The sequence below is a fragment of the Sphingopyxis sp. GW821-FHT02C12 genome (genome assembly GCF_059421785.1).
Window position 1 is genome coordinate 182,223 of record NZ_JBWKVQ010000002.1, and the last position, 19,339, is coordinate 201,561.

A 19,339-nucleotide genomic window follows, 5' to 3' on the forward strand; every position below is an offset into this window, starting at 1 on the left:
AGCCCCTCCCCGTCAGGAGAGGGGCGGTGTGAGGTCAATGCGCGCGCGTCTCGCCCAGCGCTTCTTCGAACTGTTCGAGCGGGCCGACATGCTCCGCGGGCGGTTCCCCGGGGCATTTCGGGAAAATCGCGTCGAGCCGGCGTTTCAGTGTGTCGTCAAAGGTCGGCTGGTTCGAAATTCGGGCGTTGCTGACGGTCAGTTCGGAGCGGATCGCGCCCTTGATCCGTTCGAGCGCGTCGGGGTTCAAGATCCCGGCATTGAGCAATTCCTCGCACAGCTGGATCAGCCCGACCGTCGTCGCATGCGCGCGCAGGCCGATGAAATCGAGCGTCCGGTGCCGCTCGCGGGCTTCCGCATCACAGCGGCTTACTACAGTCATTCCGGCATCTCCCTCTCCATTGCCGTTGCGACCGAACGGCGCGCCGTGAGGGCGTCTTCCGTATCGTTCGGGGACGATCATGCGCCAATGGGGGAGGGGGGGCAAGCGCTTATGTAACTAAGTGTCCCACTCGGAGTGCGAAACACCCTCGTCATTGCGAAGAGCGAAGCGACGCGGCAATCCGGAGTGCGCGTCGCTCCGGATTGCTTCGCTTCGCTCGCAATGACCTGTGGCCTACAGCGACTTCAACATCCCCAGAACCGCGGGGACATTCCCGTTCGCCTCGGCATGGCGCAGCGGCAGGACATTCTGCACCAGGATTTCCGCAGGCGTCGGTTCGACCGCGAACAGGCTCATCACCTCGTCGGCGAACTCATCGAGCGGCATATAGCCCTCGCGCGTCGACTGGCCGGGGGTCAGGTCGGTGCGCACCGCGGGCGGCGCCAGTTCGATCACCTCGACCTTGCCCTCCAGCTGGATACGCAGCGCGACCGAGTAACTGTGCATCGCCGCCTTGGTCGCCGAATAGGTCGGCGCCTTGGGCAGCGGCACGAACGCCAGCCCCGACGTCACATTGACGATCGCGGCGTCGTCCTGCGCCGCCAAATGGTCGACCAGCGCGTCGGTCAGCCGGATCGGGCCGAGAATGTTGGTGACGACGGTCGCCTCGGCCTGCGCCAGGTCGCGCTTCGCGCTGGCATCCTCGGCGCTCATGATACCGGCATTGTTCACCAAGATATTGAGCGCGGGAAAGCGCGCGACGATGTCCTTGGCGAAGGCCGCGATTGCATCGGCATCGGTGACGTCGAGCGTCACCGCCGCCATGTTCGCCCGCCCCGCGATCGCCGCGTCCAGCTTTGCGGCGTTGCGCCCGGTGATGATGACGCGGTTGCCCGCGTCGTGCCAGCGCTGCGCGAGCGCCAGCCCGATGCCCGAGCCGCCGCCCGAAACGAGGATGGTGTTGCCGGTGGTTTTCATGGTCTGTCTCCTTGGGGGATGGTGAGAAGACCCGAATACGCCTATACTCTCCAAAAGAAAGAAGGCACCCAAAAGTGCCATAGTTACCCAAAAGAGAGATTTGGATTTTCCGCCATGCCTGCACCTGAAAAAATCGTCTATGATCCCAATGCGCCGGTCGATCCGCGCGTCGAAACGCTGGTCAACGAACTGATCGGCCGAGTCGCCGACAAATGGACCCTACTCGTTCTGGAGGAGCTGGAAGATCACGGAACGTGCCGCTTCACGGAATTGTCGCGCCGCGTTCCCGGCATCAGCCAGAAGATGCTGACCCAGACCCTGCGCGCGATGGAGCGCGACGGCCTTGTCGTGCGGACGGTACATCCGGTCGTCCCGCCGAAAGTCGAATATTGCCTGACCGACCTCGGCCACAGCTTGGGCGAAGCCTTTTGCGGGGTGTGGGCCTGGGCCGAAGCCAATCTGGAAAAAGTGGCAAACGCGCGGTCGACCTTCGACGCGCGGGGATAAGCCGGGACCATGATCGTGCCCGAATCATGGCCCCGGCTTTGACGGGCCCTGCAAGGTAGGTCCGCCGATCAGTTTTGGATCGAGCTGACCTGGATCAGTTGATCGCGCGACGCGCCGGCTACCACTAGGTCGGCCTGTTTGGAGGCGATGAGCCGCGTGTCGCGGCGGCATTCGCGCACGTCATTCTTGCCTTCGAGGTCGAAATCCGATGGCGTGCCGCACACTTCGACCACCGCGCGCCAGATGCGGCGGTCGAGCGTCCTGGCACCGCGCTCGGTGCGCAGGTCGAGGTCCTTGTGCTGGACCACGACCGTCGGATTGGCGGGTGCGGTCTGGGCGGAAGCGGGCTGGCCGAACGAGGCGGCGGCCAGCGCGGCGAGGATCAGAAGCTTTTTCATCTTGTGTCTCCTTCGGCCGGCTGAAGAGGAGGGGAGGAAGCCGGTGGAGACCCAGATAATCCGCCGCGCGCCGCTGCGGGAGCAACGATGTTGCGAAGCCATTCTGCAAAATTGCAGAATGCGTGCACGGGGCGTATGACGCACAAGACGCCATGTTCGACTGGAACGACCTCAAATCCTTTCTCGCGGTCGCCGAAACCGGCAGCACGCTGGCGGCGGCGCAGGCGTTACGCGTCAGCCAGACCACCGTCGCCCGCCGCATCGCCGCGCTCGAGGAGGCGACCGGGCTCACCCTGTTCGAACGGCGACAGGCCGGCTACGCGCTCACCGCGGCGGGCGAGGGGATGCTCGCCAGCGCGCTCGCCGTCCGCGAGGCCGCCGACCGCTTCGGTGAGGCGGCGGGCGCGCGCTCGCGCGACGCCGGCGGCACGGTCAGCCTGACGACGATGGAAATCTTCGCGGTCACCATCCTGCCGCCGATCCTGCGCGACCTGCGCGCGGCACATCCCGAAATCCACATCCGCCTCGACACCGCCGACGAGCCGCGCGACCTCGCGGCGGGCGCCGCCGATATCGCGATCCGCAGCAGCAAGCAGCCGACCGGTGCTGGGCTCGTCGGACGCCGCATCGCCGACAATCCGTGGACGGTCTACAGCAGCCGCGATTATGCCGACCGCCACGGCATTCCGCACAGCCGCGAGCAGCTCGCCACGCACCCCTTCATCGGCGGCGGCGGCGGGGTCTGGGAACCCTATCAGGCGTGGCTGCGGCAGTACGGGCTCGAGGAATCGGTGGTGATGCAATATGACAGCGCCTCGGGTCTGCTCGCCGGGGTGCGCTCGGGCATGGGCCTCACCATCCTCCCGGCCTTCCTCGCCGACCGCGAACCCGACCTCATCCGCTGCATCCCGCCGAAGAGCGAGGACACAACCGGGCTATGGCTGCTGACCCACGAACGGCTGCGCCATGTGCCGCGGGTGCGAACAGTGCTCGATTTCCTGGCGCAGGAATTGACGAAGCTGGCGCGGGAGTAGCCGAAAAATCGCTTTCCTAAAAAAGATCGCCATGCTCCAAGCTGGTCGATGAACGGCAAATCATCCGCTGCACGCCTGCCCAAAGGCTTCGCCGACACCGGGTTGCTTAAGGGCACAAAGGCCCCATTTTCGCGCCGCGCATCGGGGACCTTTGTGCCCTTAGGTGCTTACCCTCGCGCTCCCGAATGGCATTTCAGTGTAAAGTTGCGCAGTTTTCTGCCGATTCTTATCGATGGCAGCAATCTTCGTCACCCCGGACTCGATCCGGGGTCCCGCTTGCCGCGCTCGGGCGCTGGCGAAGCACTGAAACGGGATTTCACTGTTAAGTTCGGCGGAATTACGCCATTTCTCGCGCGCCCCGCTTCACGCCAACGCCATCTCCACCGCCGCCTCGACATGCAGCGCCAGCGTGTCGAACAGCGGCACCGCGCTGTCGCGCGCATCGACCAGCAGCATGATTTCGGTGCAGCCGAGCACGATCGCCTCGGCGCCGTCGGCGATCAGCGCCGCGATGATGCGGCGATATTCGGTGCGCGATTCGTCGCGGATCACGCCCTGCACCAGTTCGTCATAGATGATGCGGTGGACGGTCGCGCGGTCGGCATCGCCGGGGATGATCGCCGCGATCCCCGCGGCCGCCATGCGTCCGGTGTAAAAGGGCTTTTCCATCGTGAAGGCGGTGCCGAGCAGCCCGACGCGCTTATATCCCGCCGCGCGGATCGCGGCGATGGCCGGATCGGCGATATGGAGCAGCGGCACGTCGGTCGCCGCCTCGACCGCCTCGGCGCACAGGTGCATCGTGTTGGCGCAGATCAGCAGCATCTCGGCGCCGCCCGCGGTCAGCGACCTCGCGGCTTCGGCCATCTGTCCGTCGAGCACGTCCCAGTCGCCGCTCGCCTGCAACGCGGCGATCGGCGCGAAGTCGAGCGACAGCATCAGCACGCGCGCCGAATGCAGCCCGCCGAGCCGCGCCTTCACCCCCTCGTTGATCAGGCGGTAATAGTGCGCCGAACTTTCCCAGCTCAAACCGCCGATCAAGCCGATCGTCTTCATGGCATCATCCCAGTCTTGCGCAGCCCAGCGCCGCGGCATCGATCGCCGTCGCCGCGCCGCGCAGGCGATAGGTGTCGGCGATCGATCCGCCACTTGTCGAAACGCTTTCGACGCTCATGCTCGGCGCCGATCGTATGGCGGCGATGATCGCGGCATCCATCCGCGCGTCGCTCGCCCAGCCATGGGCGCCGTTGCCGGTCAGGATGAAACGGCGGCTGCCAATCGTCAGCCGCAATTCGCCGCCGGCGCGTCGCGCTTTCGACAGGCGGACGTAGAATTGGCCGCGAATGCGCGATTTGGGCCAGTAACCGACGCTGGCATAGGCCTTCACCTGCGGCGTCCCGATCGTCGCGGCGGGGGCGGCGATCGCGTAGCAACGCGGCGCCGCGGGGTCGCGAAAGGCCCCCCAGCCGTCGAAGATGCCGAGCGCGGTGCGCGGCGCTGCCGCCGCCATGGCGGGCACCGCCGCCAGCATCAGCAAAAAGGGGAGGGCGCGGCGCATCGCGCCTCGATTGCGCGATTGGGGATGCTTTGCAAGCATGGCTTGCACGGCGCCATAGGCGCGTTAAGGAAGGAAGACATTTTATGGGGGCAGGGAATCGGGGTGCCAAGGCGCCCATGGTACCCGTCCCTGAGGGACTTCTCCCGCACGAGCATACAGGATGGCGGAATAACAATGAAAGCGACGATCGAACGCGCGATACTGTTGAAGAGCCTCGGCCACGTCCAGTCGGTGGTCGAGCGGCGTAACACGATTCCGATCCTCTCGAACGTGCTGATCGAGGCCGACGCATCGGGCCAGCTCAAGCTGATGGCGACCGACCTCGACCTGCAGGTGGTCGAGACGATCGCCGCCCGGGTCGAAACCCCCGGCACCACCACCGTGTCGGCGCACACCCTTTTCGAAATCGCCCGCAAGCTGCCCGAGGGCGCCGAGGTCAGCCTCGCCGCCGCCGAGGGCAAGATGCAGGTCAAGGCCGGCCGTTCGAACTTCAACCTGCCGACGCTGCCGCGCGACGATTTCCCGGTGATCGCCGAGGGCGAACTGCCGACCAATTTCGAACTGCCGGTCGCCGAGCTGATCCAGATCATCGACAAGACGCGCTTCGCGATCTCGACCGAGGAAACACGCTATTATCTCAACGGCATCTTCCTGCACGTCGCCGAAGATGCGACCGGCCCGGTGCTCAAGGCCGCGGCGACCGACGGCCACCGCCTCGCCCGCTACACGGTGACCCGCCCCGACGGCGCCAGCGCGATGCCCGACGTGATCGTCCCGCGCAAATGCGTCGGCGAGATTCGCAAGTTGCTCGACGAGGCCGAGGGCAATGTCGAAATCAGCCTGTCGGCGACCAAGATCCGTTTCCAGCTCGGCAACGCCGTGCTGACCTCGAAACTGATCGACGGCACCTTCCCCGACTACAGTCGCGTCATCCCGACCGCGAACGACAAGCTCTTGAAGGTCGATCCGAAAAGCCTGTTCCAGGGCGTCGACCGCGTCTCGACGATCGCCAGCGAAAAGACCCGCGCTGTCAAGGTCGGCCTCGACAAGGACCGCATCACGCTCAGCGTCACCAGCCCCGAAAACGGCACCGCCGCCGAAGAGGTCGCGGCGGTGTACGACAGCGAGGCGATGGAGATCGGCTTCAACGCCCGCTACCTCAGCGACATCCTCGGCCAGGTCGACGGCGACACGGTCGAGTTGCACCTCGCCGACGCCAACGCCCCGACCCTGATCCGCGAAAGCGAGAAGAGCCCGGCGCTTTACGTATTGATGCCGATGCGGGTTTAAGCCGTGCGAGGCCGCTTAGGCTTTTCGATTGCAGTCGCTGCCGGGCTTTTTTCCTTGCAGGCTACGGCGGCTGAGCCTCCCGGTTTCACGGATCAAGACCGTGCAGATCTCAATTGTTATGCGACGATGACCATCGCGGCTGGCAAAGCAAAGTCAGTTGGGAGGCCGGCCGAAGACGTTCAGAGACTTGCCCGGACGGTCCTCTATTTCCTTGGCAAGTTGAAGGGACGGCATCCCGATCTAAAGGCCCAGTGAAGTGTTCACTATGGATCTGCTGACGCCCTTGGTATTGAAGTTAGGAGAAGAGTTTAGGCGGTGCGACGCTGAGAGCACCGTTGTAGGCTTGGAACTGCTGGCGCAAGAGGAATCCCTGTCCGCCGCTATTAAATAAGCATTGCGGCGGCGAGACTGATTTCTCTTACCCCGCCTTCGCCACCCGCCAGATCACGCCGCCGGTATCGTCGGCGATCAGCGCGCTGCCATCCTTCGCCACCTTCACATCCGCCGGGCGACCGCGGGTGGTCTTGCCGTCCTTGGCAAGGAACTGGTCGAGCAGGGTGATCGGCAGCGTGTCGGTGGGTTTGCCATTGGCACCGAATTTCACGAACACCACGTCATACCCCGCGACCGGTTCGCGGTTCCACGATCCGTGCCGCGCGATCAGCGCGCCGTTCGCCCAGCGCTCGCCGAGGTCGAGGCCTTGGGTAAATGTCATGCCGAGCGGTGCGGTGTGGGCGCCCAGCGCATATTCGGGGCGCTTGACATATTGGCGCCGGTCGTCGGCATCGGGCGCAACCCGCGTGTCGACGAAGCCGCCCCAATAATACCAGGGCCAGCCATAGAAATCGCCTTCGTCGATCTCGGCCAGATAGTCGGGGACCAGGTCGCTGCCGAGCATGTCGCGCTCGTTGACCACGGTCCACAACTGGTCGCTGCCCGGATAGAAGCCGAGCCCGACGGGGTTGCGGATGCCCGCCGCGAAGGTGCGGACATATTTCTGTTCGGGGCGGATTTCCAGGATGCGCGCGCGCCGCGCTTCGTTCGCCTGGCCCTTTTCTCCGATGTTGCTGTCGGCGCCGACGCCGACATAGAGCCAGCCGTTGGGCGCCGCGACCAGGCTCTTGGTCCAGTGGCGGTTGGTGCCCGCGGCGGGCAGGTCGGCGATCTTGCTCGGCTTGCCGCTCATCGCGGTTTCGCCCTCGACATAGGGGAAGGCGAGCAGCGCGTCGGTGTTGGCGACATAGAGCGTCTTGCCGACCAGCGCGATACCATAGGGCGAGTTGAGGCCGGTGATATAGGCGGTCTTGACCTCGGCCTTGCCGTCGCCGTCGGCGTCGCGGAGAAGACTGATGCGGTTCGCCGACTTGCCGCCGGCGCCCGCCTTGCTCATCATCCGGCCCATCACCGCACCCTCGATGCCCGAGGTATCGCGCGGCGGGCTTTCGCTCTCGGCGACCAGCACGTCGCCATTGGGCAGCACGAACATCGTCCGCGGATGCGCCAGCCCCTCGGCGAAGCGTGCGACGCTCAGCCCTGCGGCGGCGCGCGGCGCCTCTCCGGCGGGCCATTTGGTCGCCTCGGGCACGTTCATCGTCGGGATCGTCTGCGACGCCTGCGGCGCCATCACTGGTACCCGGCCGCTCAGCTCTGCGGTCGAGAAGCGCGCCACATCGGGCCGCGACATCGCGTAAAGGACGATGCCGGCGACGACCAGGATCAGCAGCAGGGCGATGAGGACATATTTCAGGATCTTGCGCATGGCCCATGTCTACACGCGCTGCGGGCAAGGTCAAAGAGGCGAAACGCGGCCTGCCATGGTTAACTCGAAGCGCCTTGCGATTAACCTTACCTGCCTGTTCAGCACTATTGGGAACGGCGCGGTGAGGCGGGGGGCGTAGAGCGGTCCCGACATGATCGGGGACACCATGCAGCTGCCAGCACCTTTTCTTTCCGACCGCGCCGCGGTGGACGACGCGCATGCGCTGATCCACCAGCATGGCGACGAGGCGGGGTTCGCCGCAGCGGCGCGCGCCGAGCAGTATCGCGTGCTCGGCAACCACATCCACTTTGCGCGCTGGCGCCAGATCGAGCGACTGATCGTCTATCTGTCGGTCGAGGACATCCTCGACACGGTGCACTGACTCCCTAGCGTTTCTTTCACTTCGCTTCGCTCGCAATGACGATGCTGTTTTAGAGGCGAAGCCCAACGGTCTCAGGCAAACCCGCCATGATGTTGAGGTTCTGGACGCAGGCGCCGCTCGCGCCCTTGCCGAGATTGTCGAGCCGCGCGACGAGCCGCAGCTGGGCGCCGTCGGCGCTGGCATAGAGCATCAGCTCCATCGCATCGGTCGCGGCATCGTCCTTGCGCAGCAGCAGTTCGCTTTCGTCGCCCGCACGCCGCACGCTGACCAGCGGCGACCCCGCATAATGCGCCGCGAGCGCGTCATAGACCGCGTCGGCGGTCGGCGCGTCGAAGCTCAGCGGTACTTCGACCAGCATCCCGCGATAGACCGGCACCACCGCCGGCGCGAACACGGGCGCGTGGACCAGACCCGAACCGACCTGCATTTCCGGCACATGCTTGTGTCCAAGCGACAGGCCATAGCTGCGAAAACCGATGTCGGTTTCGGCTTCGAAACGCGCGATCAGTTCCTTGCCGCCGCCCGAATAGCCCGACACCGCGTTGACGCTCAGTCGCGCATCCTTCGCGACGATGCTGGCGGCCACCAGCGGCGCCACGAGCGCGAGGAAACCGGTTGGGTAGCAGCCGGGGTTGCTGACGCGCGACGAAGCTGCGATCGCGGCGCGCTGTCCCGCGTTCAGCTCGGGGAAGCCATAGGCCCAGCCCGGGGCGACGCGGTGCGCGGTCGACGCGTCGATCACCTTCGTGCGGTCGTTGGCGATCATCGCCACCGCTTCGATCGCCGCTGCGTCGGGCAGGCAGAGGATGACGAAATCGGCGTCGTTCAGCGCTTCGCGCCGCGCATCGGCGTCCTTGCGCCGCGCTTCGTCGAGCGTCACCAGTGCGAATTCGCTCCGCCCGGCCAGCCGCTCGGCGATTTCGAGGCCCGTCGTTCCCGCCGCGCCGTCGATGAATACCGTCTGTGTCATGATGTTATGTCAGTCTTTTATACCCGCTCACCGGCGGGTCATGATCCTTGGCGGCCGAACGTGCGACGACGTCGGCCAGCGGCTCCACTTTCACCGCCATCCATCGTCGGCTGGCGTGGATGATGTGGGTGGCGTCGGCCATGATGCCGACATGGCCGGGAAAGAAGACCAGGTCGCCGCGCCGGAGTGCGGCTGGGTCGACGTCCTTGTCGGCGCCGAGCGATGCCAGCTGCAGATCGCTGTCGCGCGGCAGGTGGATCCCCGCGGCGGCCCAAGCGAGTTGCGCCAGCCCCGAACAGTCGATCCCGGCGGCGGTCCGGCCGCCCCACAGATAGGGCGCGCCGACCATCTCCTCGGCGATCGTCGCGGCATCGGTTTCGTCGGTGCCGACCTCCGCCAATGCGGCGATCGGCAGATATCCGTGCGCGGTGGCGAGCCATTCGCCCTCGGCCTCGCCCATCACCAGCGCCCCGCGCGGCAGCACCGCCGACCCGCCGCTCGCGGCGTCGGGCGCGCTGTGGAGCAGCGCTTCGCTCGCCCGCACCCGGTGCGTCGGTGCGATCGGCGCCCCCAGCGCGTCGGCGGCCAGATACCCTACATAATGGTCAGCCAGGCAATACCCCCAAGCCCACCCGCCCGTCAGGTCGAGCAGCGCGAAGCCTTCGCCGTAGAGAAGCTCGCTCGTTTGGTCGGCATCGAGTGACGGCGCGCCGCGCAGCACCGCCGAGGGCAGTACGCAACTGCTCATCATCGGCGCGGCATAATGCGGGGCGAAATGCTGGCCCGCGACCGCGATGTCGGCGAGGTCGGGGCGGATCGCGACGACGCGCGGATCATAGCTTTGTGACGTGCCGGTCAGGCCGAAACGGCCACGTCCCGCTCCGGCTGCGCCGGGGCGCCCCATGCGGATGCGACCCGCCAAATTTTCGACCTCTGCTGTCACGTCATGTCCTGAAATGCGATGAAGCCGCCGAACGGCGGATAATCGCGGCGCATTAGCGCAGCGGCGGGGCTTTTATCAAGCGCCATCGCCCTTGCGCCGCCGGTCGTAGCGCGCCTGCAGCATCGCCCATGCTGCGCGCATCCCGAGCGCCGCGCCGCCCTTGGGTCGGCCGTGCTTCGCAGAGGGGCGCCAGGCGAAGGTGTCGACATGCGCCCAGGCGATGCCTTCGCCGACGAACCGCTTGAGGAACAACGCGGCGGTGATCGTCCCGGCGAACGCCGAAGAGCCCGCATTGCCAAGGTCGGCGATGTCGGTTTCGAGCAGGTCGGCATAGCCATCCCACAGCGGCATCCGCCAAAGCGGGTCGTCGCGATCGATGCCGCCTGCCAGCATCGCGTCGGCCAGCGCATCGTCATTGGCGAACAGCGGTGGCAGGTCGGGACCCAGTGCGACGCGCGCGGCGCCGGTCAGGGTTGCGAAATCGACGATCAACTCGGGCTTGTCCTCGCTCGCCTTCGCCAGCGCGTCGCCAAGCACCAGCCGGCCCTCGGCGTCGGTGTTGCCGATCTCGACCGTCAACCCGAGCCGGCTTTTCAATACGTCGCCCGGCCGGAACGCATCGGCTGAAATCGCATTTTCCGCTGCCGCGACCAGACAGTGCAGCCGCACCGGCAGCCCGCTCGCCATCACCAGTTCGGCGAGCGCCAGCACGTGCGCCGCACCGCCCATGTCCTTCTTCATCAGCCGCATTCCGGCTGACGGTTTGATGTCGAGCCCGCCGCTGTCGAAACTGATGCCCTTGCCGACCAGCGCGATGCGCGGGTGGCCCTCCTTGCCCCACAAGATCTCGATCAGTCGCGGGGCATGATGTTTCGCTGCCGCGCGTCCGACGGCATGGATCATCGGATAGCCTTGTTCCAGCGCCTCGCCCTTGGTTACCACGATCTTCGCGCCATGCGCCTTGGCGATGCGCTCGGTTTCCTTCTCGATCGCCGCCGGCCCCATGTCGGCGGCCGGCGTGTTGACCATGTCACGGACCAGCGCGGTCGCGCGCATCTCGGCGACCACCGGGGCAATCGCGCTGACGTCGCTGGTCAGCAGCACACGTGGCCCATGGGCTTCGGCCTTGGGGCGGTACCTGTCGAAACGATATTGTCCGCTCATCCACCCGAACATCGCCTTGCCCGGCTGCCGCCCCTCGACCCGGTAACGGCCTTCGGGCAAGATCTGGCCCAGCTTGGCAAGGCACCAAGCCGACAAGCTTTCAACATTCGCAACCGTCGTTACCACCGACCAGCGCTCGGGATCGTCGCCGGGCAGGATAGCATGGACAAAGGCATCGGGCTTGAACCCGACGGCGGCGAGGTGGGCGCGTTCACGCGCGCTGCGGCCCTTCAGCCAGCTATCAAAGCTCTTCTTGTCGACAAGGTGGATCGTGCGTGCATCCTGGCCCTTGTCTGGCTGGATCAAGTCGGAATGGTCGGTCATTCCGAATTGCTAGGCTTGCGGGGAAACTTTGTCGATGCCCGGCGTTGTTGGCCCATGACCGCCATCCTTTCCCTCCGCTCCGCCGCAGCGCTCGCGCCGGCTATCCTCCTCCTTCTCACCGCCTGCTCCAGCGAACCGGCGCAGACGACCGCTGAAAAGGCCGCTGCCGCCTCGGTCCCCGGTGCGCCTCCCGGCGCCGTCGACGATGTGAAGGTGGCGAATGCGACGGCGTCGGAGGTCAAGGAAAGCAGTGACCTGATGGAGTTTTCCTACGCCTATCCGCTCGAGGCGGCGAAGATCCCCAAACTCGCCGAATGGCTCGATGCCGACCGCGCGGCCAATCGCGACGCGCTGATCGCTGAATCGCGCCGTGATCGGGCGGCCGCGGAAAAGGGAGGCTTTCCTTACCGTCCCCACAGCCATTTGCAGTCTTGGAAACGCATCACCGACACGCCGCGCTTCCTCAGTCTGTCGAGCGAGATTTCGACCTACACCGGCGGCGCTCACGGCATGACGACCTTCGGCACTTTGCTCTGGGACCGCAACAGCGGCAAGCGACGTTCGCCGCTCGATCTGTTCACCAGCGGCACCGCGTTCGACGCGGCGATCCGCGACGATTTCTGCGCTGCGATCACGCGCGCCAAGGCGGCGAAGGGCATTCAGCTGCCTGCGGAGGGTGAGGACTCGGTCTTCGCCAAATGCCCGCCGGCCTCGGCGCAGACGGTGTGGCTCGGCTCGTCCGATGGGCGCCATCTCGACCGCCTGACGATCGCCATCGCACCCTATGAGATCGGCGCTTATGCCGAGGGCGATTACCGGATCAACGTCCCCGTGACGGCTGGACTGATCCGCGCCGTAAATCCGGAGTTCGCTGGCGACTTCCGCGCGGGGAAATAGGAGTAGGGCGATGGCGAAACAGCCGAAGGCCGGGAAGGTCGGCGAAACCGACGCTGAAAAGAGGGGCAAGAAGCGCGCGGCGACGAAGCTGAGGAAGGAGGTCGGTGCGGGCAAAACGATCGCCAAGCCGCCGAAGGACCGCGAGGTCTGCGCGCTCTTCGCGCGCGAGGGCGCCGATATCGCGATCGTCTACCGCAGCAACAGGGCTGACGCCGACGCCACCGCCGCGATCGTCGAAGCCGAGGGGCGCTGCGCAATCACCATCAAGGCCGACGTCGGCAAATCGGGCGCGGGCGAAAGGATCGTCGGCAAGGCGGTTGCCAGGCTCGGCCGGCTCGATATTCTCGTCAACAATGCGGGCGAGCAGCATCCGGCGGAGGATATTCGCGACATCAGCCTCGAACAACTCCGGCGCACGTTCGCAACCAACATCTTTGGCATGTTCTATCTGGTGCAGGCCGCGCTGCCGCACCTCAAGAAGGGAGCGGCGATCGTCAATTGCACCAGCGTGACGATGTATCAGGGATCGGGCGGGCTGCTCGATTACAGCGCCACCAAGGGTGCGATCACCGCCTTCACCCGCTCGCTCAGCGAAAATCTGGTGGGGAAGGGCATTCGCGTCAATGCGGTCGCGCCGGGACCGATCTGGACCCCGCTCAACCCGCGCGGCGGGTCGCCAGCCGATAAGGTCGCGACCTTTGGCGAGGGTACGCCGATGAAACGGCCGGGCGAGCCCAACGAGGTCGCCTCCTGCTTCCTGTTCCTCGCCTGCGACGACAGCAGCTATATGTCGGGTCAGGTGTTGCATCCCAACGGCGGCACGATCGTTAACGGGTAAGGGGCAGTGACGGATACGGGGGCAGACAGGAGAAAGCCGATGCCAGCCAAATCGAAAGCCCAGCAGAAAGCCGCCGGTGCGGCGCTTAGCGCCAAGCGCGGCGACACGCCCAAGTCGAAGCTCAAGGGGGCATCGAAAGAGATGGCCGAGAGCATGACCGAGAAACAGCTCGAGGATTTCGCGAAGGGGTCGGCCAAGGGCAAGCCCGAGCATGTCGATTGACCCAAAGACATAACCCCGGGCCTTTGACGACCCGGGGCTACGCGACTGCGACCCAGTGCAGCTCTATTTCTTTTGTACGGCCTTGATCGCCGTGGCCTTGGCGGCGGGTGAGCCACCCGCGGTTACCGGGAGCGTGTTAGGCACTTCATAGGCCGAACCCATCGCGACCATATGGCTGATCGCGATACGGCGCCGCGTCAGCGCTTTGGGCTGGATGCCCTGATAGGAGAAGCTGGTCGCGCTGTGGCACTCGAAGCAATTATTGCCCTGCTGCCCCTTCGCGCTTTGCAGGAAGGTTTCGGCGGTGGTGTTCATCAGGCTGATCGCACCGATCGCGTTGGTCTGATTCAGCGCCTGCCAGTTCGCATTGGTCGTCACATAGGTGTTGGGCTTAAACCACGCCGTTCCGATCAGATTGTAGTTCTGCAGCGGTGAATTGTTGGGAAAATTCGCCGCCGCGCCCTGTGACGCGACGTTGATCGCGGTGATGTTCGCCGGCCCGTTCGGCTGGGTGTCGCCGCCGGTCTTGTTCATCTGGACGACCTGCGTGATCGGCGAGAATTTACCCGTTGCTGCGTCGAAGGTGACCGTGGCGGGATTGGTGTTGGTTTCGACGAGCAATGCCTGCTGCGAATAGGGCGTCCCCGCCTTGTAGAAGGTGTAGTTGCCGGGATCGCTGGCATTGGCGTCGAACACAAAACTGTTGTCGGCGAACATCGGGGCGTTCAGCTTATGCTCGAAAGTCGCCCAGACGAATTCGGGATGGTTCTCGGTATAGCCGACGACGTGCATGCCGACGAGCGCGACGGTGACCGTCTCATATTTGCCGCTCGGGACGACCGTGCAGTTCGCGCCGTTGCAGTTGTTCTGCAGCACCGGCACCTCGGCCTGCGTCGTATAGCTGCCCGCCGGCGCGGCCTCACCCGCGGCGAGCCGATACCAGGTCGCCTTGACGATCGCGTCGCCGACGCTGAAATAATCGTCCTGGTTTGGATTGTTCTGATAGGCGCCGGTCGCGATCAGGTTGCGTTTGATCACATCGAAATAGTTCGGCGTCATGTGGCTCGACGCATAGACCGGATAGCCGTTCTGCCCGATCAGCATGCTGCCGTCGGCCTCGACGATCGCGCCGTCTTGGCTGGGGGCGCCATCGGCCATGTGCAGCGGCTTCATATGCACATCGAGTCGCAGCAGCGAGGTGCGCGGGACTTCGGAGGTGTTGGTGAGCAGATCGTCCGGGACCTGCCAGGTTAGGAAGCGCGGAGTGCCGTCGATCGGGGCGTTTGCCCAGACAAAGGCTTCCCACGACCATTGGTTGAACAGGCAATCGTCAGCGGTCGCGCTCATCGTCGTCGGCATCGTCGCGGTCGGGTTGAGATAGCCCTGCAGTCCCTCGGCCCAGCCGAAGCCCTCGGGGCAACTGCCGGCCGCCGCGATTTCCTTATCGCTGCCATACCCGCCGTCCTTGCACGACGACAGCGGCGTGGTCACGGCAAAGGCGAGCGCTGCAAGTTTTGCACCCCGCCAGAACTTGGCATTAAAGCCCGCGTTCATGATGCTTGCCCCCTGGAAAGCGGAGAGCGTAATAGGAGAATAGTATAAAGTAAATATTCGGATACCGTGAACCGAAGATCATTACATCCAATCTGGCAGTAACGCTGCGGGGCGCTGTGCCAAGGACGGTCCGACTCTGCTCAAAGGGTCCGTATTAAGGGGTTGGATTCAGGCCCATCTATGCGGCGTCTGGCCGGTACGGCGGCACCGCGCCGGGAAGCGCGTCGCCGCCATACGGATTTGCCGCAATTATTCGGCGGCTTCGAGCGCCGGCGCTTCGTCTTTCGCCGCAGTTGCCGCTCGGGCGTTGGCGAAGCCAAGCACGCCGTCGTCGATGGCGCCGGTCCGCATGTCAACGCGATCCTGGATATAATTCTGGTTGAGCCGCCAGGGCAGGGCATCGGCGTTTTTGGGCATGATGTGCAGCGAGCGCTGGATATAGCCCGACGAGAAATCGAAGATATTCTCTTCGGTCAGGCTATCTGGATCGTCGAGGCGCGGGGTGGCGACGGTCGTGCCGGTCGCGTCCATATGATTGAGCACGCGGCAGACATATTCGGCGACGATATCGGCGCGCAGCGTCCAGCTTGCATTGAGATAACCGAACACCGCCGAGAAATTCGGGACGTTCGAGAACATGCACGCTTTGTAGTAGAAATGCTCGCTCCAGTCGACGAGCGCGCCATCGACGCGCACCGGAATCTTGCCCGCGACGGCAAGGTTGAGTCCGGTCGCGGTAACGATGATATCGGCGTCGAGATGCTTGCCTGATTTGAGCTGGATTCCGGTGGCGTCGAAACGGTCGATATGATCGGTGACGACCGAAGCTTTGTCGGCCTTGATTGCTTCGAAAAAATCGGCGTCGGGGACGAGGCAGAGCCTTTGCTCCCAGGGGTTGTACGGCGGCGTGAATGCCTCGGCATCATAGCGGTCACCAAGATTCTTCTTGATCTGCTTGGTCAGGAATTCTCGGACTTTTTCCGGTTTGGTGCGGGCCTTCTGGAAGACGATGTCCTGCATCTTCACGTTTTTGTAGCGCGTGATCTTGTATGCCAGTTCCTCGGGCAGGATTTTGCGCAGGAAATTGGCGAGCGCGTCCTTGGCGGGTCGAATGGCGAACCACGTCGGAGTGCGCTGCAGCATCGTGACATGTGCAGCCTTGTCCGACATCGCCGGGACGATCGTTACCGCGGTCGCACCCGACCCCACCACGACGACCTTCTTGCCAGTATAATCGAGATCCTTCGGCCAGAACTGCGGGTGCAGTATTTGGCCTTGGAAATCGTCGCGGCCGGTGAAATTGGCATCGAACGGCGAATCATAGTCGTAGTAGCCGGCGCCTAGATACAGCCAGCGCGCGGTCGTGCTCGATGTCGCGCCGCTTGCGTCCTCCATCGTAACCGTCCAGCGCGCGGTCGCGCTGTCCCAGTCGGCACCAACGACCTTACGATCGAAACGGATGCGCTCGCGGATATGGCGTTCATCGACGATGCGGTTCAGATATTCGAGGATCGCAGGGCCATCGGCGATCGTCTTTTCATGCTTCCACGGTTCGAAGACAAAACCCAGCGTGTGCATATCACTGTCCGAGCGGATGCCGGGATAGCGGAACAGATCCCAGGTTCCGCCCAGATCGGCGCGGCGCTCGACAAGCGCGAAGCTGCGCCCGGGGCTGTACTGCTGGAGGTGAACCGCCATGCCGATACCCGAAATGCCCGCGCCGACGATCAGTACATCCTGATCGACCGGCGCAGCCGCTGTGTCATTCGCGCGTTCCATGGTCGCGGTACCTGCCATGATTTCGTCTCCCATATATCTTTAGGGTGCAGCTTACGCACCGCGTTGCATTTTGCAATGCATTAGACGGGGGAGCGTTGGGGGGCGAAGCATCCTTGTCGCTGTCACATTATTGTCATAGGGGCGAAACCCGATTGTAACCAACGGCGGCATGGTCCGCCCAAGAATAGGAAGGGACGAAAAATGCGCCAGATCGCCGTTCTTCCCTATCGTTTCGGTGGACCTGCGCAGGATGGACCGACCGAAGTGCTGCTGATTACCTCGCGCGAGACGAAGCGCTGGGTGATTCCCAAGGGCAACCCGCTAACCGGCATGACGCGCCACGCCGCCGCCGCGATCGAGGCAGAGGAAGAGGCCGGCGTGATCGGCGCCGTGTGCCCGACGCCGATCGGCAGCTATCAATATCGCAAACGCCGCGCTAACGGCGCGTCGGTGTTGCTCGACGTCGAGGTGTTTCCGCTCGCCGTCACCAGCGAACTTTCCGAATGGAAGGAAGAGGGTGAGCGCGACCGCCAGTGGTTTCCGTTCCACGCCGCCGCCGCGGCGGTCGAGGAACCCGATTTGCAGGCACTCATCCGATCGTTCGGCGACAGCGGCTTTCGCGCCGTGGCGCGGACCGGCGGGGTGGTGCAGAATGTTGCCGAGAAGACAGGGGTGAGTTGGATGTTCGCATGGTTTCAGCGCTTGCTGCCGCGACAGGGCAATTTTTTCGAATTGTTCGAAAGCCACGCGGCGACGCTGGTTGCGGGCGCCAATGCGCTGTCGCGCCTGTTGCAGGGCGGGCCGGGCATGGCCGACCATATCCAGGAAATCGTTGAGCGCGAGCATGACGCCGATGCGATCACCCGCGAAGTGCTGCAGACCGTCCGTCGCACCTTCCTGACCCCGTTTGACCGCAGTGCGATCACCGACCTGATCGCCTCGATGGACGATGCGATCGACGAGATGCAGAAGACGGCGGGCGCGATCGACCTGTACGACGTGACCGAGATCGAACCCGAAATGCGCGACATCGCCGGCATCATCGTCGATGCCGCACGGCTGACCGCCGAGGCGCTGCCGCTGCTGCGCAATATCGGCGCCAACGGGCCGCGGCTGCACGAACTGACCGAACGGCTGGTGCGTATGGAGGGGCATGCCGACGAAATCCATGCAGCCGGGTTGAAGCGCCTGTTCCAGGAACATGGCGAGACGAACACGATTCAGTTCATCATCCGGCGCGAGCTGTTCAGCCACCTCGAACGCGTCGTCGACCGGTTCGAGGATGTCGCGAACGAGATCGACGGCCTGGTCATCGACCACGCATAAGCGAGGGCACGCGCATGCATGAACTCGCATTTCCCCTGCTCGTCGGCCTCGTCATCCTGGCGCTGGCGTTCGATTTTCTCAACGGGCTGCACGATGCCGCGAACAGCATCGCGACCGTCGTCGCGACGCGGCTGCTCAAGCCGGTGCAGGCCGTGCTGTTCGCCGCCTTCTTCAACTTTGCCGCCTATTTCCTGTCGGTCATCTTTCCCGAACTGCACAAGGTTGCCGAAACGATCGGCAAGGGGATCATCGACAAGGATCTGGTGACACCGGCGGTGGTTTTCGGCGCGCTGGTTGGCGCGATGTTCTGGAATGTCGTCACCTGGCTCAAGGGCATTCCCTCTTCGTCGAGCCACGCCCTCGTCGGCGGGATCGTCGGTGCGGGCGTCGCCCATGCCGGGTTCGAGGGGATCGAGTGGACCGGCCTCAACAAGACGGTGATCGCGATCTTCCTGTCACCGATGCTGGGTATGTTGCTCGCAATGATCGTGATGCTGGTCAGCAGTTGGGCGCTGCGCCGCGCGACTGCCAGCTTCGCCGAAAAGACGTTCCGCCATCTCCATCTCTTCTCGTCGGCCGCCTATTCACTGAGCCACGGGCTCAACGATGCGCAAAAGACGATGGGGATCATCACCGTGCTGCTCTATTCGACCGGCTATCTCGGCGGCGAATTCCATGTTCCGCACTGGGTGGCGTTCAGCTGTTACATCGCTATCGCGCTCGGTACGCTGTCGGGGGGGTGGAAAATCATCGAGACGATGGGTGGACGCATCACCAAGCTGTCGCATCATCAGGGCTTCGCGGCCTCGACCGGCGGGTCGATCATGGTGTTCACTGCCAGCCTGCTGGGTATCCCGGTGTCGACGACGCACACGATCACCGGCAGCATCATCGGCGCCGGCGTCGCCCGACGCGCCAGCGCGGTGCGCTGGGGTGTGGCGAGCAATGTCGTCGCGGCCTGGTTCATCACCATCCCGGCAAGCGCGATCGTCGCGGCCGCCTTCTATGGCCTCACGCGCCTGTTCTGAGCAGGGCGGGGT

At 64.5% G+C, this 19,339-nt stretch carries 20 protein-coding genes; 9 read left to right on the forward strand and 11 right to left on the reverse strand.

Annotation, left to right across the window (positions count from 1 at the left end; genetic code table 11):
• Positions 1 to 34: 34 nt before the first annotated feature.
• Complete coding sequence (locus AC07U1_RS16035; protein WP_056349005.1) at positions 35 to 379, reverse strand: hypothetical protein; 345 nt, start codon at positions 377 to 379, stop codon at positions 35 to 37.
• A gap of 234 nt (positions 380 to 613) precedes the next feature.
• Positions 614 to 1,357 carry an SDR family oxidoreductase gene (locus tag AC07U1_RS16040; RefSeq protein WP_495178329.1) on the reverse strand — a complete coding sequence of 248 codons (744 nt, stop codon included), beginning with the start codon at positions 1,355 to 1,357 and terminating at the stop codon, positions 614 to 616.
• A gap of 114 nt (positions 1,358 to 1,471) precedes the next feature.
• On the opposite strand from AC07U1_RS16040, the gene AC07U1_RS16045 reads away from it, so the two are divergent.
• Positions 1,472 to 1,864, forward strand: a complete 393-nt coding sequence (locus tag AC07U1_RS16045) for a winged helix-turn-helix transcriptional regulator (protein WP_495178328.1) — start codon at positions 1,472 to 1,474, stop codon at positions 1,862 to 1,864.
• A 68-nt stretch (positions 1,865 to 1,932) separates the two neighbouring features.
• On the opposite strand, the gene AC07U1_RS16050 is transcribed toward AC07U1_RS16045, so the two are convergent.
• On the reverse strand, positions 1,933 to 2,262 hold the full coding sequence (locus AC07U1_RS16050; RefSeq protein WP_495178327.1) for a UrcA family protein: 330 nt from the start codon (positions 2,260 to 2,262) through the stop codon (positions 1,933 to 1,935).
• Positions 2,263 to 2,414: 152 nt separating this feature from the next.
• On the opposite strand from AC07U1_RS16050, the gene AC07U1_RS16055 reads away from it, so the two are divergent.
• Positions 2,415 to 3,296 carry a LysR family transcriptional regulator gene (locus tag AC07U1_RS16055; protein WP_056349017.1) on the forward strand — a complete coding sequence of 294 codons (882 nt, stop codon included), beginning with the start codon at positions 2,415 to 2,417 and terminating at the stop codon, positions 3,294 to 3,296.
• A 363-nt stretch (positions 3,297 to 3,659) separates the two neighbouring features.
• On the opposite strand, the gene AC07U1_RS16060 is transcribed toward AC07U1_RS16055, so the two are convergent.
• Together AC07U1_RS16060 and AC07U1_RS16065 are read right to left on the reverse strand one after the other, a co-directional pair.
• A complete protein-coding gene (locus tag AC07U1_RS16060; protein ID WP_495178326.1) occupies positions 3,660 to 4,349 on the reverse strand; it encodes an aspartate/glutamate racemase family protein in 690 nt (229 codons plus the stop codon).
• A 4-nt stretch (positions 4,350 to 4,353) separates the two neighbouring features.
• Entirely contained in the window at positions 4,354 to 4,851 is a 498-nt protein-coding gene (locus tag AC07U1_RS16065) for a hypothetical protein (protein ID WP_495178325.1), read from the reverse strand.
• A 174-nt stretch (positions 4,852 to 5,025) separates the two neighbouring features.
• On the opposite strand from AC07U1_RS16065, the gene dnaN reads away from it, so the two are divergent.
• Positions 5,026 to 6,141 (forward strand): DNA polymerase III subunit beta, encoded by a 1,116-nt coding sequence (gene dnaN, locus AC07U1_RS16070; protein WP_056349029.1) that lies wholly within the window; start codon positions 5,026 to 5,028, stop codon positions 6,139 to 6,141.
• Between the two features lie 418 nt (positions 6,142 to 6,559).
• On the opposite strand, the gene AC07U1_RS16075 is transcribed toward dnaN, so the two are convergent.
• Positions 6,560 to 7,900, reverse strand: coding sequence for a PQQ-dependent sugar dehydrogenase (locus AC07U1_RS16075; protein WP_495178324.1), 1,341 nt, complete (start codon positions 7,898 to 7,900; stop codon positions 6,560 to 6,562).
• Positions 7,901 to 8,066: 166 nt separating this feature from the next.
• On the opposite strand from AC07U1_RS16075, the gene AC07U1_RS16080 reads away from it, so the two are divergent.
• Positions 8,067 to 8,282 carry a hypothetical protein gene (locus AC07U1_RS16080; RefSeq protein ID WP_056351978.1) on the forward strand — a complete coding sequence of 72 codons (216 nt, stop codon included), beginning with the start codon at positions 8,067 to 8,069 and terminating at the stop codon, positions 8,280 to 8,282.
• 49 nt (positions 8,283 to 8,331) lie between these two features.
• Here the strand turns inward: AC07U1_RS16080 and argC are convergent, their stop codons facing one another.
• The 3 genes from argC to AC07U1_RS16095 form a co-directional block, all read right to left on the reverse strand.
• A complete protein-coding gene (gene argC, locus AC07U1_RS16085) occupies positions 8,332 to 9,252 on the reverse strand; it encodes an N-acetyl-gamma-glutamyl-phosphate reductase (protein WP_495178323.1) in 921 nt (306 codons plus the stop codon).
• Between the two features lie 4 nt (positions 9,253 to 9,256).
• Positions 9,257 to 10,195, reverse strand: a complete 939-nt coding sequence (locus tag AC07U1_RS16090) for a C40 family peptidase (RefSeq protein WP_495178322.1) — start codon at positions 10,193 to 10,195, stop codon at positions 9,257 to 9,259.
• Positions 10,196 to 10,270: 75 nt separating this feature from the next.
• Positions 10,271 to 11,683, reverse strand: coding sequence for a leucyl aminopeptidase family protein (locus tag AC07U1_RS16095; protein ID WP_495178321.1), 1,413 nt, complete (start codon positions 11,681 to 11,683; stop codon positions 10,271 to 10,273).
• 54 nt (positions 11,684 to 11,737) lie between these two features.
• Here AC07U1_RS16095 and AC07U1_RS16100 point away from each other — a divergent pair, with 54 nt between their 5' ends.
• From AC07U1_RS16100 to AC07U1_RS16110, 3 genes are read left to right on the forward strand one after another with little or no spacing between them, the layout of a single operon-like run.
• A complete protein-coding gene (locus tag AC07U1_RS16100; protein WP_495178320.1) occupies positions 11,738 to 12,580 on the forward strand; it encodes a DUF3298 and DUF4163 domain-containing protein in 843 nt (280 codons plus the stop codon).
• A gap of 10 nt (positions 12,581 to 12,590) precedes the next feature.
• Complete coding sequence (locus AC07U1_RS16105; RefSeq protein WP_495178319.1) at positions 12,591 to 13,418, forward strand: SDR family oxidoreductase; 828 nt, start codon at positions 12,591 to 12,593, stop codon at positions 13,416 to 13,418.
• 39 nt (positions 13,419 to 13,457) lie between these two features.
• A complete protein-coding gene (locus AC07U1_RS16110) occupies positions 13,458 to 13,640 on the forward strand; it encodes a DUF3008 family protein (protein ID WP_336446739.1) in 183 nt (60 codons plus the stop codon).
• Positions 13,641 to 13,703: 63 nt separating this feature from the next.
• Here the strand turns inward: AC07U1_RS16110 and AC07U1_RS16115 are convergent, their stop codons facing one another.
• Both AC07U1_RS16115 and AC07U1_RS16120 read right to left on the reverse strand, forming a co-directional pair.
• The gene (locus AC07U1_RS16115; protein WP_495178318.1) at positions 13,704 to 15,194 is read right to left on the reverse strand and encodes a hypothetical protein; all 1,491 of its coding nucleotides are present in this window, start codon (positions 15,192 to 15,194) and stop codon (positions 13,704 to 13,706) included.
• A gap of 249 nt (positions 15,195 to 15,443) precedes the next feature.
• Positions 15,444 to 16,991 (reverse strand): flavin-containing monooxygenase, encoded by a 1,548-nt coding sequence (locus tag AC07U1_RS16120; RefSeq protein ID WP_262408124.1) that lies wholly within the window; start codon positions 16,989 to 16,991, stop codon positions 15,444 to 15,446.
• A gap of 183 nt (positions 16,992 to 17,174) precedes the next feature.
• Between AC07U1_RS16120 and AC07U1_RS16125 the strand changes: the two genes are divergently transcribed.
• Positions 17,175 to 18,299: a DUF47 family protein gene (locus tag AC07U1_RS16125; protein WP_162248596.1), complete on the forward strand. Its 1,125-nt coding sequence runs from the start codon at positions 17,175 to 17,177 to the stop codon at positions 18,297 to 18,299.
• Between the two features lie 14 nt (positions 18,300 to 18,313).
• Positions 18,314 to 19,327, forward strand: coding sequence for an inorganic phosphate transporter (locus AC07U1_RS16130; RefSeq protein ID WP_495178317.1), 1,014 nt, complete (start codon positions 18,314 to 18,316; stop codon positions 19,325 to 19,327).
• The last annotated feature ends 12 nt before the right edge of the window (positions 19,328 to 19,339 follow it).